We start from the raw sequence: 17,868 nt of genomic DNA on the forward strand, positions 1-17,868 counted from the left end.
TGCCCGGATCACTTCATGTCCAACCAGCCGAAACCTCCCTTTGATTTCGACTTCGAGCGCGGCATGCGCAACCGCCGTGCCGCCCTGGGTGACGCCTGGGTCGACAAATCCGTGGCCAAGGCCAACGCCTTCAACGCCGGCTTTCAGCACTTCATCACCGACTACGCCTGGCACGGGGTGTGGGGGCGGCCGGGGCTGGACTGGAAAACCCGCCGCATCATCGTGCTGGCGGTGACCAGCGCCCTGGGCCGCTGGGACGAGTTCGAGATCCACCTGCGCGGAGCGCTGACACCCGGCAATGCCCACACCCTGACGCCCGAAGAAGTGCGCGAAGCCCTGATCCAGATCGCGATTTACGCCGGGGTGCCCGCCGCCAACACCGGATTCGCCCGCGCCGTGGGGATCATGAAGGAACTGGGCATGGAGCCACCGCCCCACCCGGCCGATCAGTCGTGGCACCCCGGGGTGGGCCGCTCGTATTTCACCCACACGCGGCCCAAGCTGCACGCCACCGTGCGCGAAGCACGCCGCGGCAGCGCCGAACACACCGTGGTGTTGAGTCATGCCCTGGGACAGGACGGCAGCATGTGGGATGCGGTGGCCAACGAACTGGCGGCCACCTGCCGCGTGATTTGCCCGGACACCCGAGGCCACGGGCGCTCTCAGACCCCATCAGAGCCGCTCAGCCTGGCCGAACTGGCGGCCGATGCGGCACGCCTGATCGACGAACTGGCCGGCGGCGGCCCCGTGATCTGGGTGGGTCTGTCCATGGGCGGCATGATCGGACAAGAGCTGGCCATGCGCTTTCCAGACAAGGTGCGGGCCCTGGTGCTGGCCAACACCACCGCCGGCTACGACGAGCTGGGGCAGACGGCCATCGGTCAACGCATCGCCACCGTCGAGGCCCATGGCCTGAGCGCCATCGCCACCGGCACCATGAACCGGTTCTTCAGTGAAGCGTTCCGGCAAACGCAGGCCGCGACCGTGGCGCGTCACCAGCGGCTGCTGGAGTCCACCGATCCAGAAGGCTACACCGCCTGCGCAGCAGCCCTGTGCGAGGCCGACCTGTGGCCACGACTGGGGCAGATCCAGGTGCCGACGCTGGTGATCGCGGGCCACCTGGACGAGAGCTCGACCATCGAAACCGCCCAAGCCTTGGTGCGCGGCATCCCGCGCGCGCAACTGGCCACGCTGCATGGCTGCGCCCACCTCAGTGCGGTGGAGCAGCCCGAGGCCTTCACCGAGTTGCTGGGTGAGTTTGTGGCGGGCGTTTGAGAGAGCGCCGGCCTTGCAGGCTGGCCAGGGCCACCAGGCCCATGGCCAAGGTGAGCCACGATGCGGGCTCTGGCACCGCCACCACGGGCGTGAGGGCCACAAAGTTCAGCGCTCCTTGAGGGCGCACGTCAAACGGCGCGCCCACGCCGGTGAGGGTCAGCTGGGGCCAGCCAGCGGACGTCGACAGGCTGCTGGCGCTCAAACCGGCACCGGTCAAGGTCCAGGACGCAGACTGCCCCTCGCCAAACGAACCGGGCGCGAAATCAAAACGCCACCGGTACGACAAGCCCCCGTCCAGGGTGACCGGGGCACTCAAGCGACCACTGGTGCTGGCCAGCGGCACGCCATCCAGGGCGGTCAGCGTGGCCGCTGGGCCATTGATCCACAGGCTTTGCACGAAGGTGCCGGCCTCGGAGGCCGCCACCAGGTCGTGCTCGGGTTGTGCCAGGCTGAAACGCACACCACCTTCCACGTCGGCCAGTGTCAGCGTGGCTGCGGCCTGCGCCACGGAGCGCGTATCGTAGAGATCCGCCGTCGTGGGGTCAAAGAAGGTGTAGAAGCTGTAGCGATATTCGGCCGCACTCGCGCTCATCGCGGCGAATGCCAGCACCGCAGCCACGACGGCGCGCGTGCACGGTTCAACCAAGTGAGGCAAGGGCATGATGTCTCCTGAGGTCGGGCACGGCCTAACGAAGCCACACCACAACAGCAACGGATTGTAAGAACACGGCTCAGCGTATGCCAGTATCCTCTCATCCCTGAGCCAGGGGGCTGTCCGCTTTTGTGCCTGTGATTTCGTGAATATGTCACCAACTATACCCCCTACCATGAATCCTGCCCAGATGGCGGCGGTTCAGCACCTGGATTCCCCTTGCCTGGTGCTGGCAGGCGCGGGCTCGGGCAAGACACGGGTGATCACGCACAAGATCGCCCGGCTGCTGCAACCGGGCCACGGGGCCGACCTCGCCCCCTCACAAATCGGCGCCATCACCTTCACCAACAAGGCCGCCGCCGAAATGCGCGAGCGGGTGAAGGCGCTGATCGGGCCGAAGGCCGCCGGCAAGCTGCTGGTGTGCACATTCCACTCGCTGGGCGTGCGCCTGCTGCGTGAAGATGGCGAGGCCGTGGGGCTCAAGCCCAAGTTCTCCATCCTGGACAGCGACGACGTGCTGAGCATCCTGCGCGACGCGGGCGCCACCACCGATGCCAAGCTGGCGCGCAGCTGGCAGTGGCAGATCAGCCTGTGGAAAAACCAGGGCCTGACCAGCGGCCACGCCCTCAGCCAGGCGGGCAGCGACGACGAGGCCCTGACGGCCAGGATCATGGCGCTGTACGAAGAGCGCCTGCTGGCCTACCAGGCGGTCGACTTTGACGACCTGATCGGCCTGCCGCTGAAGCTGTTGTCCGAGCACGAACACGTGCGCACCAAGTGGCAGCGGCAGTTGCGGCATGTGCTGGTGGACGAATACCAGGACACCAACGCCACGCAGTACGAACTGCTCAAGCTGCTGGTGGGGCCAGACGGCATCTTCACCGCCGTGGGCGACGACGACCAGTCCATCTACGGCTGGCGCGGCGCCACGCTCGATAACCTCAAGCGCCTGCCGCAGGACTACCCCAACCTCAAGGTCATCCCGCTGGAGCAGAACTACCGCTCCACCAGCGCCATCCTGCGCGCGGCCAACAACGTCATCCAGCTCAACCCCAAGCTGTTTCAGAAAACACTGTGGTCGGACCTGGGCGAAGGCGAGCCGGTCAAACTGATGGAGTGCGACAACGAAGAGCACGAGGCCGAGCGCACCGTGGCCCACTTCAACCTGGTGCGCAACCGCCTGCTGCACGACTTCCCGGCCACCGACAAGGGCGACTGGAAGCACTTCGCCATCCTCTACCGGGCCAACCACCAGGCCCGCATCTTCGAGCAGGCCCTGCGCAAGGCCAACATCCCCTACAAGGTGTCGGGCGGGCAGAGCTTCTTCGACCGCGCGGAAATCCGCGACCTGTGTGCCTGGCTGCGCCTGCTGATCAACAACGACGACGACCCGGCCTTCCTGCGCGCCATCACCACGCCCAAGCGCGGCATTGGCCACCAGACGCTGGGCAAGCTGGGCGAGTTCTCGGCGAAGTGGAAGGTGAGCCTGTTCGAGGCGCTGTTTGCCGAGTCGCTGTCCACCGCGCTGAGCGACCGCGCCATCGACGGCCTGCGCGAGTTTGGCCGCTACGTGAACGACCTGGAATACCGCGCCCGCCACACGCAAGGCTCGGAAGACGCCAAGGCGCTGCTGATGGACTGGCTGAAAGACATCGGCTACGAGCAGCACCTGCTGGACAACGAAGACAACGAGAAGGTGGCCGCCGCGCGCTGGAGCAACGTGCTGGATTTTGTGGACTGGGTGGCCAAGCGCTGTGGCGGCGACGTGGAGGCCGACGGCGGCATGACCACCGAAAGCGAACGCCGCACCGTGCTGGAAGTGGCCCAGACCATCGCGCTGATCACCACCCTGGCCGAGCGCGAGGGAGAGCAGAACGTGGTGACCCTGACCACGCTGCACGCCTCCAAAGGCCTGGAATGGCCGCACGTGGTGCTGGCCGGGGTGAACGAGGGCCTGCTGCCCTTCAGCCGCGAAGAAGGCGAAATCTCGCCTCAGCAGGTGGAAGAAGAGCGCCGCCTGATGTACGTGGGCATCACCCGCGCGCGCGAAACCCTGGGCGTGAGCGTGCTCAAGCGCCGCAAGAAGGGCCGCGAGTACATCCAGGCCATGCCCAGCCGCTTTGTGGCCGAGATGAAGCTGGGCGAAGGTGGCGTAAAAGAAGACCCCCGCGAGAAACTGCGGCGGCTGCGCGAAGAGTTGGCCGCCAAGGCGCGGGGGCCGGTGGCGGGGTGAGTGGCCTGCGTGACCGCCATGGCCAAAAAAAAGCCCAAGGCGGTGAGGCCTTGGGCTGGAATCCTTCCCCGTCACGGGAGGCATGTGGAGAGAGAGAAACAAGCAAAACTGAGGGATAGAGTGCTTACAAACTGAAAAGTTCCATGCGTCTTGCATCAGGCTCGTGGCATATTTCACGGCCGTGCGCGGGGTTTCCCGCCCGCCGACGCTCACAGGACGAATTTTTCATGGAATGCACCATCCACTGGCAGCCGGCCTCCGGCATGGCCTTCATGGCTGAAACCGGCAGCGGCCACATCATCAACATGGACGGCGCGCCCGAAGGCGGCGGCCGCAACCTGGCGCCCCGGCCCATGGAAACCGTCCTGGCCGGCACCGGCGGCTGCACCGCCTACGACGTGGTGCTCATCCTCAAGCGCGGGCGCCACGACGTGCGCGGCTGCCAGGTCAAGATCCAGGCCGACCGGGCCGAGACCGACCCCAAGGTGTTCACGAAAGTGAACATGCACTTCATCGTGACCGGCGTGAACCTGCCTGAGGCGGCCGTGGCCCGCGCCATCCAGATGTCGCACGAGAAGTACTGCTCGGCCAGCATCATGATCGGCAAGACCGCCGAGATCACCACCAGCTTCGAGGTGGTGGCGGCCTGAGCCCCCGTCTGAGCCTGAGGCTCAGACCCGGTGCGCCACCGTGGTCATCACCTTGGCGGCCAGGCGCATCAGGCCCTTGACCGGCGCCGGCAAGGGCGCCCCCCCGGCCGCCAGCGCGGCATCGGCGTGCGCCACTTCGTCGTCGCGCATCTGCGCCACGATGGCGCGTGAGCGCTCGTCGCCCACGGGCAGGCGGCTCATGTGGCCGTTCAGGTGGTGCTCCACCTGGCGTTCGGTCTCCACCACAAAACCCAGGCTGACCTGGTCGCCGGCCTTGGCCGCCAGCAGCCCGATGGCAAACGCCCCGCCGTACCACAGGGGGTTGAGCCAGCTGGTGCGCCCGCCCAGCTCGTTCAGGCGCTGCTCGGTCCACGCCAGGTGATCGGTTTCTTCCTGGGCGGCATGGGCAAACTGGGCCTTCAAGGTGGGGTCATCGGTGCCAAAGGCCTGCGAGGCGTACAGCGCCTGGGCGCACACCTCGCCCACGTGGTTCACCCGCATCAAGGCGGCCGACAGGCGTTTGTCCTCGGCGCTCAGGGGGCCGTCGTCCTGGGCCGACACCGGGCAGGGCCGGGCCGCCGTGTGCCTGGCAAAGCAGGTGCGCAGGGCCGCGTCGGCGGCCATGATGAGCCGATCAACGGCGTCGTGCGGCACAGGCCGGGGGGCGTGGCTTTCCACGCGGGTGGCAGAAAACGGGGTGAAGTGCGCTTCAGACATGGTGCGATGTTAGCCGCACCGGTCGGCCCCGGTGTTGCGACGCATCAGGTTCAGGGCATGCCCCTCAGCGCTGCATCAAGCCCCGGCTCTTGGCGATGGACATCAGCACACCCAGGCCCAGCCCGATCGTGACCATGGCGGTGCCGCCGTAGCTCACGAACGGCAGGGGCACGCCCACCACCGGCAGAATGCCGCTGACCATGCCCATGTTCACAAAGGCGTAGCTGAAAAAGTTCAGCGACAGGGCGCCGGCCATCAGCCGCCCGAACAGGGTGGGCGCCTGGGCCGAAATCTGCAGCCCGCGAAAGATGAGCCACAGGAATCCCCCCATCAGCACCAGCACACCCAGCAGCCCGTGCTCTTCGGCATAGCCCGCAAAGGCGAAGTCGGTGGTGCGCTCGGGGATGAACTCCAGGTGGGTCTGCGTGCCCTGCATGAAGCCCTTGCCCGTGACCCCGCCCGAGCCGATGGCGATCATGCTCTGGATGATGTGAAAGCCCTTGCCCAGGGGGTCGGACATCGGATCGAGCAAGGTGCACACCCGGTTCTTTTGATAATCGCGCATGCCCACCCACTGCACGTCAGGCTGGCACAGGTCGGACTCGAAGGCCACAACCAAGGTGATGCCCACCACCGCCACGGTCAGCACGGGCAGGATCAGCCGCCAGCTCAAGCCCGCAAAGTAGATGACGTACAGGCCTGCGGCCATCACCAGCAAGGCGGTGCCCAGGTCGGGCTGCTTGAGGATCAGGGCCACCGGCAGCATCAGGATGCCCGCGGCCACGGCAAAGTCCAGCGTGCGCAACTGCCCCTCGCGACGCTGGAACCACCAGGCCAGCATCAGGGGCATGGCGATCTTCATGATCTCGGAGGGCTGGATCACCACCCCGACGTTGAGCCACCGGGTGGCGCCCTTCTTGGTGATGCCGGCGAACTCCACGCCCAGCAGCAGCAGCACACCCACCGTGTACAGCGGCACGGCCAGCACCATCAGGCGCTGCGGCGGCACCTGTGCCACCAGGAACATCACCCCCAGCGCCAGCAGGATGTTGCGCCCATGGGTGAAAAACCGCGTGCCGTGGTCAAAGCCCACCGAGTACATGTTGACCATGGCCAGCGCCACCAGGAACAGCACGGCGCAGGCCAGGGGCAGGTCAAACCCGCCAAAGATGGGCCGCGCGCGCTGCCACAACGATGGTTTGTCGAAGGCCACGTTCATGGCGAATCTCCCGTGCCACCAGGCACCTCGTCATCTGGCGCCGACGGCTGGCCCACCACTTCACCATCCACCTCGGTGCCAAACGCGTTGACGCCTCTGGGCAGGGGCACCTCGTGCACGGGCCGGGGGGTGCCGATGGGTGCGGGCGCCCGCCCCTGCTGCACCGCCAGGATGTCTTCCTCGCTGGGGTACAGGCCCATCAGCAGGTAATCCAGCACCCGGCGGGCGATGGGTGCGGCCGCCGCCGAACCAAAGCCAGCGTTCTCCACGATCACCGCCAGCGCCACCCGAGGCCGGTCCGCCGGGGCGAAGGCCTCGTACAGCGAATGGTCGCGTCGGTACTCATCGATCCGCTCCGCGTTGTAACGCTCGTTTTGCCGCAGGCCCACGGCCTGGGCGGTGCCCGTCTTGCCACCGCTGGTGTAGCCCGCCCCCATGAACACCCGGGTGGACGTGCCTTGCTGCGTGACGCCATACATGGCCTCGCGGATGACCTCGGCGTGCTCGGGCTTGATGGCCAGCGGGGTCAGGGGCTCACGCGGGGGCGGCCGCCGTTCACGGCTGACCATGTCTTCGATCTCTCGCACCAGCCGGGGCTGGTACCGCTGGCCGTCGCTGACCACCGTGGCCAGCGCCTTGGCAATCTGCAACATCGTGAAGCTGTTGTAGCCCTGCCCGATGCCCAGCGAAATGGTCTCCCCCGCGTACCAGCGCTTTTGCTCGGGGCGGCGGTAGTTCTCGCGCTTCCAGGTGGTGGATGGCAGGATGCCCTTGAGCTCACCCTTGATGTCGATGCCCGTGTGGCGCCCAAAGCCCAACTGGGACATCTGGTCGTGGATCAGGTCCACCCCCATCTCGTTGGCCAGGGTGTAGTAGTACACATTGCTGGATTCGACGATGGAGCGGCGCATGTCCATGAGGCCGCCGCGCTCGTTCTCAGGGCTGCGAAAGCGATGCCCCCCGAACACGAACACCCCGTTGTCCATGATGGCGGTTTGCGGCGTGCGCTTGCCGGTGTTCAGGGCCGCCCAGGCCATGAAGGGCTTGTAGGTGGAGCCCGGCGGGTACAGGCCGCGCAGGGCCCGGTTCAGCAAAGGCTTGTCGGGCGATTCGTTCAGCGCCTTCCAGCTCTCGTGGTCGATGCCGTCCACGAACAGGTTGGGATCGAACGTGGGCTTGCTGACAAAGGCCAGCACCTCGCCATTGCGGGGGTCGATGGCCACCAGGGCCCCACGGCGATCGCCAAACAGGCGCTCGATCAGGTGCTGCAGCTTGATGTCGATGGACAAGTGAACCGTGTTGCCCGGCGTGGCGGGGTTCGAACGCAGGCTGCGCACGGCCCGGCCGCCCGCGCTGGTTTCCACCTGCTCGAAGCCCGTGATGCCGTGCAGCTCGCGCTCGTAGGCCTGCTCGATGCCCAGCTTGCCGATGTACTCGGTGCCACGGTAGTTGGCCTGGTCTTCTTCGGGCCACTCCTCGATGGCGTCGGCATCGCGGCGGCTGATGCGCCCGATGTAGCCCAGCACGTGGCTGGCCGTCTCGCCATAAGGGTAGTGCCGAAACAGCCGTGCGCGGATGTCCACCCCCGGAAAACGAAACCGCTGCGCCGTGAAGCGGGCCACCTCGGCGTCGCTCAATCGGGTGCGGATGGGGATGGACTCGAAGCTCTTGGATTCTTCGCGCAGCCGCTTGAACCGGCGGCGATCGCGGTGGCCAATGTCCACCAACTGCGCCAGGGCGTCGATGGTGGCGTCCAGATCGTCCACCTTGGACGGCGTGATCTCCAGGGTGTAGGCCGCGTAGTTGTTGGCCAGCACCACGCCGTGGCGGTCCACGATGAGGCCCCGGTTGGGCACGATGGGCACCACCGCGATGCGGTTGTTTTCGGCGCGCTGCACGTAGTCGTCATGGCGCACCACCTGCAGCACCACCATGCGAAACACCAGCAGCCCGAAACACAGCAGCACGAAACCCACCGCCGCCCACAAACGCAGGCGCAATCGGCTCAGTTCCTGCTCGAGGTTGCGGATCTCGGTCATCGGTCGTGACACCTTCGAAGCCGACGCATCACAGCGGCCGGTTCTTGTCACGCACCGGCGGACGGCGCTGCGGTGCGAGCAGGATGGCGGTGGCCAGCGGCCACATCAGCGACTCCAGCGCAGGGGCCAGCAACAGCCACCAGCCCGGAAACACCCCGCCGGCCACCAGGCGAACCAGCAAGGACACGGCGTGGGCAGCCACGAACAGCGGCGCGATCTGCAAGGCCTGCGAGCCGACGGTGAACCACAACAAGCGCCGGTGCACCGTGATGGCAAAAAAGCTCAGCAGGGTGTAGGCCAAGGCATGTTGTCCCAGCAAGGCGGCTTCATGCACGTCCATGAACAGGCCGAAGATGAACGCCGCCCCCACACCCACGCGGCGCGGCTGATGCACGCTCCAGAACACCAGCACCACGGCCAGGAAGTCCGGCATGCCGGCCCAACGCCCCCAGGGCAGCAGGTTGAGCACCAGCGCCCCCAGCAAGGACAGCCAGATGAACAAAGGGTTCACCGGCAAGAGCAGTTCATTGCCGCGCGGCATCATGGCTGCTCACCTCCGGGCACGGAAGCCGCGGCCGCGGCAGAGGCCGCCGACGCCGAACTGACCGGATTGGGCGCGTCGGTGACGGTCAGCAGCAAGAGCACGTGGCGCGGCTGCTCGGCCTGGGCGAACGGGCGCAACTGCACGCGCGCAAACGAGGTTTCCGCCCGGCGGTCCACCGACACGACCGTGGCCACGGGCAGCCCCGAGGGGTAGATGCCGTCCAGACCCGAGGTCTGTAGCACATCGCCCACCTGCACATCGGCGTTGCCGGCCATGAACCTCAACTCCATGCCGCGTGTCTTGGGCTGGCCAAAGGCCACACCGCGCTGCTGGCTGCGCAGGTTCACCACGGGCACGGCGGCGTTCTGGTCGGTCACCAGGGTGATCTCGGCCGACAAGGGGTACACCCGTGTGACCTGGCCCAGCACACCGTGCTCATCGATGGCGGGCACCCCCGGCTTCACGCCCTGAAGGGCGCCACGGTCGATCACCACCTTGCGCGAGAACGGGTCGGGGGCGTCGTACTGCACCTGGGCCGCCAGGGTGGGCACCACTGTGCGGGCCCGCAGATCCAGCAAGGCCCTCAGGCGGTCGTTTTCGATCTGAACCTGCTCCAGCCGCATCACGCGATCGGCCTGGGCCATCAAGGCCCGTTCAGCGCGCTGCTGCACATCGCGGGCCTCTTCCAGCCCCGACGCGTAGTGTGAGATCGACTCCAGCGCCCGCATGGGCGCCAGCAGCACCTGCTGCACCGGGTGCAGCACCGTGGCCAGCCCGGCGCGCAGCGGCTGCGTGAGGTTCCATCGGCCATCCGCCGCCATCAGAAACACCGCCAGGGCCGCGTAAAACATCAGACGCGTGAACGCCGACGGCCCTTGCTTGAAAAAGGGCGGCGGCGATCGGTCTAGTGTGGCCAGTGGCATGTCAAGAGGTCAAGGCCAGCCAGAAATCGGCCCAACTGCCTGCAGTGCGCAGGCGCGGGCACGGGCGTTTTACTCAGGCTTACTCGGACGTGAAAATGCTGCCCAGGCGGTCCATGCGCTCCAGCGCCATGCCGCAACCGCGCACCACGCAGGTCAGCGGGTCTTCGGCCACGTGCACGGGCAGGCCGGTTTCTTCGGCCAGCAGGCGGTCCAGGTCGCGCAACAGTGCGCCGCCCCCGGTCAGCATCATGCCGCGCTCGGCGATGTCGGCGCCCAGTTCGGGCGGGGTCTGCTCCAGCGCGTTCTTCACGGCCGAGACGATCTGGTTGAGCGGGTCGGTCAGGGCTTCCAGGATCTCGTTGGACGAGATGGTGAAGCTGCGGGGCACACCTTCAGACAGGTTGCGGCCCTTGACTTCCATCTCCTTGACCTCGGAGCCGGGGAAGGCACTGCCGATTTCTTTCTTGATGGCCTCGGCCGTGGGCTCACCGATCAACATGCCGTAGTTGCGGCGGATGTAGTTGATGATGGCCTCGTCGAACTTGTCGCCGCCCACGCGCACGCTGCCCTTGTAGACCATGCCGCCCAGCGAGATCACGCCCACTTCGGTCGTGCCACCGCCGATGTCGACCACCATCGAGCCGGAGGCCTCGGACACCGGCAGGCCGGCACCGATGGCTGCGGCCATGGGCTCTTCGATCAGGTAGACCTCGGAGGCGCCGGCGCCCAGGGCCGACTCGCGGATGGCCCGACGCTCGACCTGGGTGGAACCGCAGGGCACGCAGATGATGATGCGGGGCGACGGCTTCAACACCGAGCGCGGATGCACCATCTTGATGAACTGCTTGAGCATCTGCTCGGTCACGGTGAAGTCGGCGATCACGCCGTCCTTCATCGGGCGGATGGCCTCGATGTTGCCGGGCACCTTGCCCAGCATGGCCTTGGCCTCGGCCCCCACCGCCTGGATGGTTTTTTTGCCGTTGGGGCCACCCTCGTGTCGGATCGACACCACCGAGGGTTCGTCCAACACGATGCCCTTGTCGCGCACGTAAATCAACGTGTTGGCGGTGCCCAGGTCGATCGCCAGATCGGTGGAAAAGTACTTTCGAAACATCGAATACATGCAGCAAAGCTCCGGGGGGAGATGGGTCGGCTGACGTGCGTGGGGCCCCGGGCGCGGCGCTCCAGCACATTCTGGCGAGCACCACCACCGCACATCCGCCCGACACCGCCACGGCCACCGCCATCGCAGAAACAGCTCGCGCAGCCCCAGCCTCGAAGTCAAAACCTGGATCAAACCCGAAGGCGACCTCAAAGGCAAACAGCTGCGCGAAAAAGATCCTTGTGGATAACCTAGGATAATACTCCAAGGGGCCGTCTTTTCGAGGCGTTGCCCGTCGTGTTTACCCCCCAGAAACAACCATGTCCCTCACCGCTGACGACGTTGGCCGGATCGCCCAGCTCGCGCGCCTCGAATTGCGCGACGACGAGGCGGCCGAAATGCTGACCCAACTGAACGAGTTCTTCGACATCGTCGAGAAGATGCGCGCCGTCGACACCTCGGGCGTCGAGCCGCTGTACACCCCTTTGTCGGCCATCGAAGACGTCACCCTGCGCCTGCGCGAGGACGCCGTCACCGAGCCCGACCAGCGCGAGGCCAACATGGCCAACGCCCCGGCCCGCGACGAGGGCCTGTTCCTGGTTCCGAAGGTGATCGAATGAGCACCATGACCACTGCATTGCATGACCTGACCCTGGCGCAGCAAAGCCAGGCCCTGGCCAACGGTCAGACCACCTCGGTGGCGCTGACCCGCCATGTGCTGGAGCGCATCGCCAGCCACACCGAGCTGGGCGCCTTCCTGCACGTGGACACCGACGGCGCATTGGCCCAGGCCGCCGCCGCCGACGCCCGCCGCGCCGCCGGCCAGACCCTGGGTCCGCTGGACGGCGTGCCCATCGCCCACAAGGACATCTTCGTCACGCAGGGCATGCCCACCACGGCGGCCTCCAGGATGCTCAAGGGCTACCTCAGCCCCTTTGACGCCACCATCGTGGCCCGGCTGAAAGCGGCCGGCACGGTGAGCGTGGGCAAGGTCAACTGCGACGAATTCGCCATGGGCGGCGCCACCGAGAACTCGGCCTATGGCGTGGCCCGCAACCCCTGGATGCTCGAACAGATCGCCGGCGGCTCCTCCGGTGGCTCGGCCGTGGCCGTGTCGGGTCGCCTGGTGGCTGGCGCCACGGGTTCGGACACCGGCGGTTCGATCCGCCAGCCCGCCGCGCTCACCGGCATCACCGGCATCAAGCCCACCTATGGCCGCTGCTCGCGCTACGGCATGATCGCGTTTGCCTCGTCGCTCGACCAGGCCGGCCCGATGGCCCGCACCGCCGAAGACTGCGCCTTGCTGCTGCAGGCCATGAGCGGCTTTGACGAGCGCGACGCCACCAGCGCCCAGCAACCCGTGCCCGACTTCGTGGCCGCGCTGACCACGCCGCGCGCAGGCGCCACCGCCGACCAGCCCCTGCAAGGTTTGCGCGTGGGTGTGCCGCAAGAATTCTTCGGCAACGGTGTGAGCGCCGACGTGCTGAGCGCCACCCGAGCCGCCCTGGCCCAGCTCGAAGCCATGGGCGCCACCCTGGTGGACGTGAGCCTGCCGCGCACCGAGTTGTCCATCCCCGTGTACTACATCATCGCGCCGGCCGAGGCCTCGTCCAACCTGAGCCGCTTTGATGGCGTGAAGTTCGGCCACCGCGCCGCCAAGTACAGCGACCTCAACGACATGTACCGCAAGACCCGCGCCGAAGGCTTCGGCCCCGAGGTCAAGCGCCGCATCATGATCGGCACCTACGTGCTTTCGCACGGCTACTACGACGCCTACTACCTCCAGGCCCAGAAGCTGCGCCGCATGATCGCCGACGACTTCCAGGCCGCCTTCAAGGTGTGCGATGTGATCGCCGGCCCGGTGTCGCCCACGGTGGCCCGCCCCATCGGCTCACAAACCGACCCGGTGCAGGACTACCTCGCCGACATCTTCACGCTGCCCGCCTCGCTGGCCGGCCTGCCCGGCATGAGCGTGCCCTGCGGCTTTGGCGAGCGTGGCCTGCCCGTGGGCCTGCAACTGGTGGGCAACTACTGGCAAGAAGCCGAACTGCTGCGCACGGCCCACGCCTTCCAGCAGGTCACCGACTGGCATGCGCGCAAGCCCACGGCCCTGGCCTGAACCCGAACCTGAGACACACACCATGAGTGGCAAATTTGTCCGGGGTTACGAGGTCGTCATCGGCATCGAAACCCACGTCCAGCTCTCGACGCAGTCGAAGATCTTCTCGGGCGCCTCCACGCGCTTCGGCGCCGAGCCCAACACCCAGGCCTGCGCGGTCGATCTGGCCCTGCCCGGCACCCTGCCCGTGATGAACCACGGCGCGGTCGAGCGCGCCATCGCCTTCGGCCTGTCGGTGGGCTCACAGATCGCGCCGCGCTCGATCTTTGCGCGCAAGAACTACTTCTACCCCGACCTGCCCAAGGGCTACCAGATCAGCCAGTACGAAGTGCCCGTCGTGCAAGGCGGCGCGGTCAGCTTCTTCGTGGGCGATCAGCCCCACACGGTGCGCCTGGTGCGCGCCCACTTGGAAGAAGACGCGGGCAAGTCGCTGCACGACGACTTCATCGGCTTCAACGGCGAGAAGTCCTCGGGCATCGACCTCAACCGCGCGGGCACGCCGCTCATCGAGATCGTGACCGAGCCCGACCTGCGCAGCAGCGCCGAAGCCGCCGAGTACGCCCGAGCCCTGCACACCCTGGTGGTGTGGCTGGGCATCTGCGACGGCAACATGCAAGAGGGCTCGTTCCGCTGCGACGTGAACGTGTCGGTGCGCAAGCCCGGCGCACCCCTGGGCACACGCCGCGAGATCAAGAACCTCAACAGCTTCAAGCACATCGTGCAGGCCACCGACTTCGAGATCAACTGGCAGATCGACCAGATCGAAGACGGCCTGCCCATCCAGCAGGCCACGGTGCTGTTCAACCCCGACACGGGCGAGACGCGCGCCATGCGCAGCAAGGAAGACGCGCACGACTACCGCTACTTCCCCGACCCCGACCTGCCACCGCTGGTGATCGCGCCGGAGTGGGTGGAACGCATCCGCGCACAGATGCCCGAGCTGCCGCGCGTGATGGCCGAGCGCTTCGTGGCCGACTACGGCCTGCCGGCCTACGACGCGACGATGATGACGCAGTCCAAGGCCTTTGGTGCGTTCTTCGAATCGGCAGCGAAGGCTTGCGGAAGCCCGAAGCTGGTGAGCAACTGGCTGATGGGCGAGGTCTCGCGCCGCCTGAATGCGGCCGAGCAAACCATCGAGGCCTCGCCGGTGTCACCCGAGCTGCTGGCCGCGATGGTCTCGCGCATCAGCGACGGCACCATCTCGAACGCCGGCGCCAAGCAGGTGTTTGACGGCCTGTGGAACGGCGAAGGCACCGGAGAGGGCCTGGCCCGCGTCGATGCGCTGATCGAGTCCAAGGGACTCAAGCAGATGAGCGACACCGGCGAGTTGGAGAAGATCCTCGACGACATCCTGGCGGCCAACGCCAAGTCGGTCGAAGAGTTCCGCGCGGGCAAAGACAAAGCCTTCAACGCCCTCGTGGGTCAGGCCATGAAGGCCACCAAGGGCAAGGCCAACCCGGCCACGGTCAACGAGCTGCTCAAAAAGAAGCTCGCGGGCTGACAGCCCCCGCCCCACTCACGGGGCGGCGTCAAACCCCGCCGGCTGACCGGCCCACAAGCGCCGCAGCCGCTCCAGCTCAACGTCGTACAGGGCGTTGATGCGGTCCAGTTCGCCGCGCTGGGTCTGGATCACATCGCGCTGGGCCTGCCGCTGGGCGTCGTTGGCATCCACCTGGCTGCGCAACCGGGGCGGCAGTCGGCGCCCCTCGTAGAACTCGGCCTCGGCGTCCAGGCGCTGACGCTCGGCGTCCAGCTCCACCAGTTGCCGCTCGGCCCCCTGGATGACGCGCCGCACCACCTCCAGGGCGTTGGACCGCGCCTGGGCGTGGGTGGGTTCGTCCGGGAATCGGTGCAACAGGTTGCGGTCACGGCGGATGGCGTCCTTGCGGGCCGCCTCCTGGCGCTCGAGTTGGCGGCGGCGCTCTTCGGCGGCGGCGCGTTGCTCGGCCGTCATGCGCGGGGGCACCACCTGCCGCTGCGAGCCATCTCGGTTGAGCACACGCTGTTCGCGGTCCAGGCATTCGGGAATGGGCCGGTCCGACGTGTGGCGCCGTCCCTGCGCATCCACGCAGGTGTAAATGCCCGCGGGCCCGGCCCCGGCGTGAAGGCACACCCAGGCCAGCGCGAACGCCCCCAGCATGCGGCCCAGGCCGGATGCCCTCAGGAAGACGAGACGGTCGTCGGTGCTCATGCCTTGAGGTTGCGGATTACATGCCTGCCATCAGAGGATTCACACCCCGTAGCGGGTGCGGTAGGCCTCCACCGGCGCGAGGAAAGCCGACAGTCCGGGATCGGACTGCACAGACAGATACTGCAGCAAATCCGTCAGGGTGGCGATGGAAATCACCGGCAAACCATGCTGTTGTTCCACCTGTTGCACCGCACTCAGGGGGCTGTCGGCCCCGTCTTGCGTGGCCTTTTCCTGACGGTCCAGGGCAATCGTCACGCCACAAGGGGTGGCCCCCGCGGCCCGGATCATCTGCAGCGACTCGCGCACCGAGGTGCCCGCCGAGATCACATCGTCGATGATCAGCACCCGGCCTTGCACGGGCGCGCCCACCAGCACGCCGCCTTCGCCGTGGTCCTTGGCCTCTTTGCGGTTGTAGGCAAACGGCTTGTTGTGGCCCAGGCGGGCCAGCTCGATCGACACGGCCGCGGCCAGCGTGATGCCCTTGTAGGCCGGGCCGAAGAGCATGTCGAACTGCAGGCCGGACTCGACCAGCCGACGTGCATAGAATTCAGCCAGGCGGCCCAGCTTGGCGCCGTCGTCGAACAAGCCGGCATTGAAGAAGTACGGTGACAACCGTCCTGCCTTGGTCTTGAATTCCCCGAACCGCAGCACCTGGGACTGCACCGCGAAGGCCACGAACTCCTGGGCCAGCGTGTTGTGGGATGGGGTGTTGCTCATGATGTGGATGGTGTCTCGTGTTTCGTCTGGTCTCGCTCAACCTCAATGGCATCCGCTCGGCGGCCACCAAGGGCCTGGTGCCCTGGGCTGAAACCCTCTCGGCCGATTGTATGGGCGTGCAGGAAATCAAAGTGCACGCCGACGACATGCCCGAGCCCCTGCGCCAGGTGGCCGGCATGCAGGGGCACTTTCACCATGCGCAGAAAAAGGGCTATTCGGGCGTGGGCTTCTACACCCGGCACGAGCCGTCTGACGTGATCATCGGCCTGGGCGCCAGCGATCCCACGGGCGAATTCGACGCCGAAGGCCGCTACGTGGAGGCCCGCTTTGACAAGCCGGGGCGCAAGCTGTCGCTCATCAGTTGCTACTTCCCCAGCGGCTCCAGCGGCGACGAGCGCCAGGCGGCCAAGTACCGTTTTCTGGACCTCATCCACCCCCACCTGGCGCGCCTGCGTGGCGAGCGCGAGTTCATCCTGATCGGCGACGTGAACATCGCCCACCAGGAGGCCGACCTGAAGAACTGGAAGGGCAACCTGAAAAATTCGGGCTTCCTGCCCGAAGAGCGCGCCTGGATGACCCGCCTGCTGGACCCGGCGGGCGAGACCCGCCTGGTGGACGTGTACCGCCGCCTGCACCCCGACACCACCGACGCCTGCTACACCTGGTGGAGCAACCGCGGCCAGGCCCGGGCCAAGAACGTGGGCTGGCGCATCGACTACCACCTGGCCACCCCCGCCCTGGCCGAGACCGCCCGCGCGGTCAGCATCTACAAAGAGCAGTGGTTCAGCGACCACGCGCCTCTGACGATCGACTACGACTTCTCGCTGTGAACCCTGGCCCTGCAGGGCGGCCCACAAACCGCTACAGTAAGCGCGCTGAATCTTTGCACTGTGGTTGACCAAGATGGACAAATTGCTTTCTGCCGTGGGATCGTTGCTGTACGGCATGCGCTTCACCATGATGTTTTTCTACGTGGGGCTGGTGGCGATCATCCTGGGCATCCTGGGCAAGTTCGTGCTGGAAACCTACAAGCTGATGGAGACCCTGCTCGTCGGTAACCTGGAGAAGATCGACCTGATCATCAAGGTGCTGGAGCTGGTGGACATGACCATGGTGGCTCAACTGGTGTGGGTGGTGGCCCTGGCGGGCGTGTCGCTGTTCGTCACCACCGGGCACTTCAACAAAACCGACATGGAAAAGCCCGACTGGCTGGACCACGTCAACACCTACAACCTCAAGCTGAAGCTGGCCTTTGCCATCATCTCGATCTCGGGCGTGCACGCGCTGAAAACCTACCTCAGCGGCGAGCTGTCGCTGGAGAGCATCCAGGTGGTGGCGGTGGTGGCCGTGATCCATTTCACCTTCGTGCTGTCGGCCATCGGCATCTCGTTTGCCGAGCGCCTGACGCGAGATCCCCACTGAGCAGCAGGCCAGCGGCGTTCCGGCGCCCCCCTGAACAAGGGCTACAGAACGCCACCGGCCTGCCG

General features: G+C 66.6%; 17 protein-coding genes. 8 read left to right on the plus strand and 9 right to left on the minus strand.

Going from position 1 to position 17,868, the window contains the following annotated elements; genetic code table 11:
* Nucleotides 1-15 precede the first annotated feature (15 nt).
* Nucleotides 16-1,275, plus strand: coding sequence for a bifunctional 4-carboxymuconolactone decarboxylase/3-oxoadipate enol-lactonase PcaCD (pcaCD, locus tag WNB94_RS07570; protein WP_341389434.1), 1,260 nt, complete (start codon nt 16-18; stop codon nt 1,273-1,275).
* Here pcaCD and WNB94_RS07575 read toward each other — a convergent pair.
* Nucleotides 1,238-1,936: a PEP-CTERM sorting domain-containing protein gene (locus WNB94_RS07575; RefSeq protein WP_341389435.1), complete on the minus strand. Its 699-nt coding sequence runs from the start codon at nt 1,934-1,936 to the stop codon at nt 1,238-1,240. The genes pcaCD and WNB94_RS07575 overlap by 38 nt on opposite strands.
* Before the next feature lie 166 nt (nt 1,937-2,102).
* Here WNB94_RS07575 and WNB94_RS07580 point away from each other — a divergent pair, with 166 nt between their 5' ends.
* Entirely contained in the window at nt 2,103-4,160 is a 2,058-nt protein-coding gene (locus WNB94_RS07580) for an ATP-dependent helicase (protein WP_341389436.1), read from the plus strand.
* Nucleotides 4,161-4,387: 227 nt separating this feature from the next.
* Nucleotides 4,388-4,810: an OsmC family protein gene (locus tag WNB94_RS07585; protein ID WP_341389437.1), complete on the plus strand. Its 423-nt coding sequence runs from the start codon at nt 4,388-4,390 to the stop codon at nt 4,808-4,810.
* A gap of 21 nt (nt 4,811-4,831) precedes the next feature.
* Here WNB94_RS07585 and coq7 read toward each other — a convergent pair whose 3' ends face one another.
* From coq7 to WNB94_RS07615, 6 genes are all read right to left on the minus strand, one after another.
* Nucleotides 4,832-5,434 (minus strand): 2-polyprenyl-3-methyl-6-methoxy-1,4-benzoquinone monooxygenase, encoded by a 603-nt coding sequence (coq7, locus tag WNB94_RS07590; RefSeq protein WP_341389983.1) that lies wholly within the window; start codon nt 5,432-5,434, stop codon nt 4,832-4,834.
* A gap of 157 nt (nt 5,435-5,591) precedes the next feature.
* Nucleotides 5,592-6,746, minus strand: coding sequence for a rod shape-determining protein RodA (rodA, locus tag WNB94_RS07595; RefSeq protein WP_341389438.1), 1,155 nt, complete (start codon nt 6,744-6,746; stop codon nt 5,592-5,594).
* Nucleotides 6,743-8,785 (minus strand): penicillin-binding protein 2, encoded by a 2,043-nt coding sequence (gene mrdA, locus WNB94_RS07600; protein ID WP_341389439.1) that lies wholly within the window; start codon nt 8,783-8,785, stop codon nt 6,743-6,745. The genes rodA and mrdA overlap by 4 nt, the downstream gene beginning before the upstream one ends.
* 28 nt (nt 8,786-8,813) lie before the next feature.
* Nucleotides 8,814-9,329: a rod shape-determining protein MreD gene (mreD, locus tag WNB94_RS07605; RefSeq protein ID WP_341389440.1), complete on the minus strand. Its 516-nt coding sequence runs from the start codon at nt 9,327-9,329 to the stop codon at nt 8,814-8,816.
* Nucleotides 9,326-10,252: a rod shape-determining protein MreC gene (mreC, locus tag WNB94_RS07610; protein WP_341389441.1), complete on the minus strand. Its 927-nt coding sequence runs from the start codon at nt 10,250-10,252 to the stop codon at nt 9,326-9,328. The genes mreD and mreC overlap by 4 nt, the downstream gene beginning before the upstream one ends.
* Before the next feature lie 79 nt (nt 10,253-10,331).
* Entirely contained in the window at nt 10,332-11,375 is a 1,044-nt protein-coding gene (locus WNB94_RS07615) for a rod shape-determining protein (protein WP_161648733.1), read from the minus strand.
* Nucleotides 11,376-11,674: 299 nt separating this feature from the next.
* Between WNB94_RS07615 and gatC the strand changes: the two genes are divergently transcribed.
* Genes gatC through gatB form a run of 3 tightly spaced genes read left to right on the plus strand, consistent with a single transcriptional unit; the run spans nt 11,675 to nt 14,974 of the window.
* The gene (gene gatC / locus WNB94_RS07620; RefSeq protein WP_341389443.1) at nt 11,675-11,974 is read left to right on the plus strand and encodes an Asp-tRNA(Asn)/Glu-tRNA(Gln) amidotransferase subunit GatC; all 300 of its coding nucleotides are present in this window, start codon (nt 11,675-11,677) and stop codon (nt 11,972-11,974) included.
* A gap of 5 nt (nt 11,975-11,979) precedes the next feature.
* Nucleotides 11,980-13,473: an Asp-tRNA(Asn)/Glu-tRNA(Gln) amidotransferase subunit GatA gene (gene gatA, locus WNB94_RS07625; RefSeq protein WP_341389444.1), complete on the plus strand. Its 1,494-nt coding sequence runs from the start codon at nt 11,980-11,982 to the stop codon at nt 13,471-13,473.
* Between the two features lie 22 nt (nt 13,474-13,495).
* Nucleotides 13,496-14,974, plus strand: coding sequence for an Asp-tRNA(Asn)/Glu-tRNA(Gln) amidotransferase subunit GatB (gene gatB / locus WNB94_RS07630; RefSeq protein WP_341389445.1), 1,479 nt, complete (start codon nt 13,496-13,498; stop codon nt 14,972-14,974).
* Between the two features lie 15 nt (nt 14,975-14,989).
* Here gatB and WNB94_RS07635 read toward each other — a convergent pair whose 3' ends face one another.
* Together WNB94_RS07635 and pyrE are read right to left on the minus strand one after the other, a co-directional pair.
* Nucleotides 14,990-15,664: a DUF4124 domain-containing protein gene (locus WNB94_RS07635; RefSeq protein WP_341389447.1), complete on the minus strand. Its 675-nt coding sequence runs from the start codon at nt 15,662-15,664 to the stop codon at nt 14,990-14,992.
* A gap of 39 nt (nt 15,665-15,703) precedes the next feature.
* The gene (gene pyrE / locus WNB94_RS07640) at nt 15,704-16,381 is read right to left on the minus strand and encodes an orotate phosphoribosyltransferase (protein ID WP_341389448.1); all 678 of its coding nucleotides are present in this window, start codon (nt 16,379-16,381) and stop codon (nt 15,704-15,706) included.
* Between the two features lie 17 nt (nt 16,382-16,398).
* On the opposite strand from pyrE, the gene WNB94_RS07645 reads away from it, so the two are divergent.
* Both WNB94_RS07645 and WNB94_RS07650 read left to right on the plus strand, forming a co-directional pair.
* Nucleotides 16,399-17,211 (plus strand): exodeoxyribonuclease III, encoded by an 813-nt coding sequence (locus WNB94_RS07645; protein WP_341389449.1) that lies wholly within the window; start codon nt 16,399-16,401, stop codon nt 17,209-17,211.
* 73 nt (nt 17,212-17,284) lie between these two features.
* Entirely contained in the window at nt 17,285-17,803 is a 519-nt protein-coding gene (locus WNB94_RS07650) for a YqhA family protein (RefSeq protein WP_341389451.1), read from the plus strand.
* The last annotated feature ends 65 nt before the right edge of the window (nt 17,804-17,868 follow it).

Source organism: Aquabacterium sp. A3 (genome assembly GCF_038069945.1).
Taxonomy (GTDB): Bacteria; Pseudomonadota; Gammaproteobacteria; order Burkholderiales; family Burkholderiaceae_C; genus Aquabacterium.

Excerpts from the sequence above, each read along its gene's own strand:
- mreC (WP_341389441.1), bottom strand. The coding sequence starts at position 10,252 with ATGCCACTGGCCACACTAGACCGATCGCCGCCGCCCTTTTTCAAGCAA.
- WNB94_RS07635 (WP_341389447.1), bottom strand. The coding sequence starts at position 15,664 with ATGAGCACCGACGACCGTCTCGTCTTCCTGAGGGCATCCGGCCTGGGC.
- mreD (WP_341389440.1), bottom strand. The coding sequence starts at position 9,329 with ATGATGCCGCGCGGCAATGAACTGCTCTTGCCGGTGAACCCTTTGTTC.
- gatC (WP_341389443.1), top strand. The coding sequence starts at position 11,675 with ATGTCCCTCACCGCTGACGACGTTGGCCGGATCGCCCAGCTCGCGCGC.
- pyrE (WP_341389448.1), bottom strand. The coding sequence starts at position 16,381 with ATGAGCAACACCCCATCCCACAACACGCTGGCCCAGGAGTTCGTGGCC.
- gatB (WP_341389445.1), top strand. The coding sequence starts at position 13,496 with ATGAGTGGCAAATTTGTCCGGGGTTACGAGGTCGTCATCGGCATCGAA.
- WNB94_RS07585 (WP_341389437.1), top strand. The coding sequence starts at position 4,388 with ATGGAATGCACCATCCACTGGCAGCCGGCCTCCGGCATGGCCTTCATG.
- WNB94_RS07615 (WP_161648733.1), bottom strand. The coding sequence starts at position 11,375 with ATGTATTCGATGTTTCGAAAGTACTTTTCCACCGATCTGGCGATCGAC.
- WNB94_RS07650 (WP_341389451.1), top strand. The coding sequence starts at position 17,285 with ATGGACAAATTGCTTTCTGCCGTGGGATCGTTGCTGTACGGCATGCGC.
- pcaCD (WP_341389434.1), top strand. The coding sequence starts at position 16 with ATGTCCAACCAGCCGAAACCTCCCTTTGATTTCGACTTCGAGCGCGGC.
- WNB94_RS07580 (WP_341389436.1), top strand. The coding sequence starts at position 2,103 with ATGAATCCTGCCCAGATGGCGGCGGTTCAGCACCTGGATTCCCCTTGC.
- mrdA (WP_341389439.1), bottom strand. The coding sequence starts at position 8,785 with ATGACCGAGATCCGCAACCTCGAGCAGGAACTGAGCCGATTGCGCCTG.
- coq7 (WP_341389983.1), bottom strand. The coding sequence starts at position 5,434 with ATGGCCGCCGACGCGGCCCTGCGCACCTGCTTTGCCAGGCACACGGCG.
- gatA (WP_341389444.1), top strand. The coding sequence starts at position 11,980 with ATGACCACTGCATTGCATGACCTGACCCTGGCGCAGCAAAGCCAGGCC.
- rodA (WP_341389438.1), bottom strand. The coding sequence starts at position 6,746 with ATGAACGTGGCCTTCGACAAACCATCGTTGTGGCAGCGCGCGCGGCCC.
- WNB94_RS07575 (WP_341389435.1), bottom strand. The coding sequence starts at position 1,936 with ATGCCCTTGCCTCACTTGGTTGAACCGTGCACGCGCGCCGTCGTGGCT.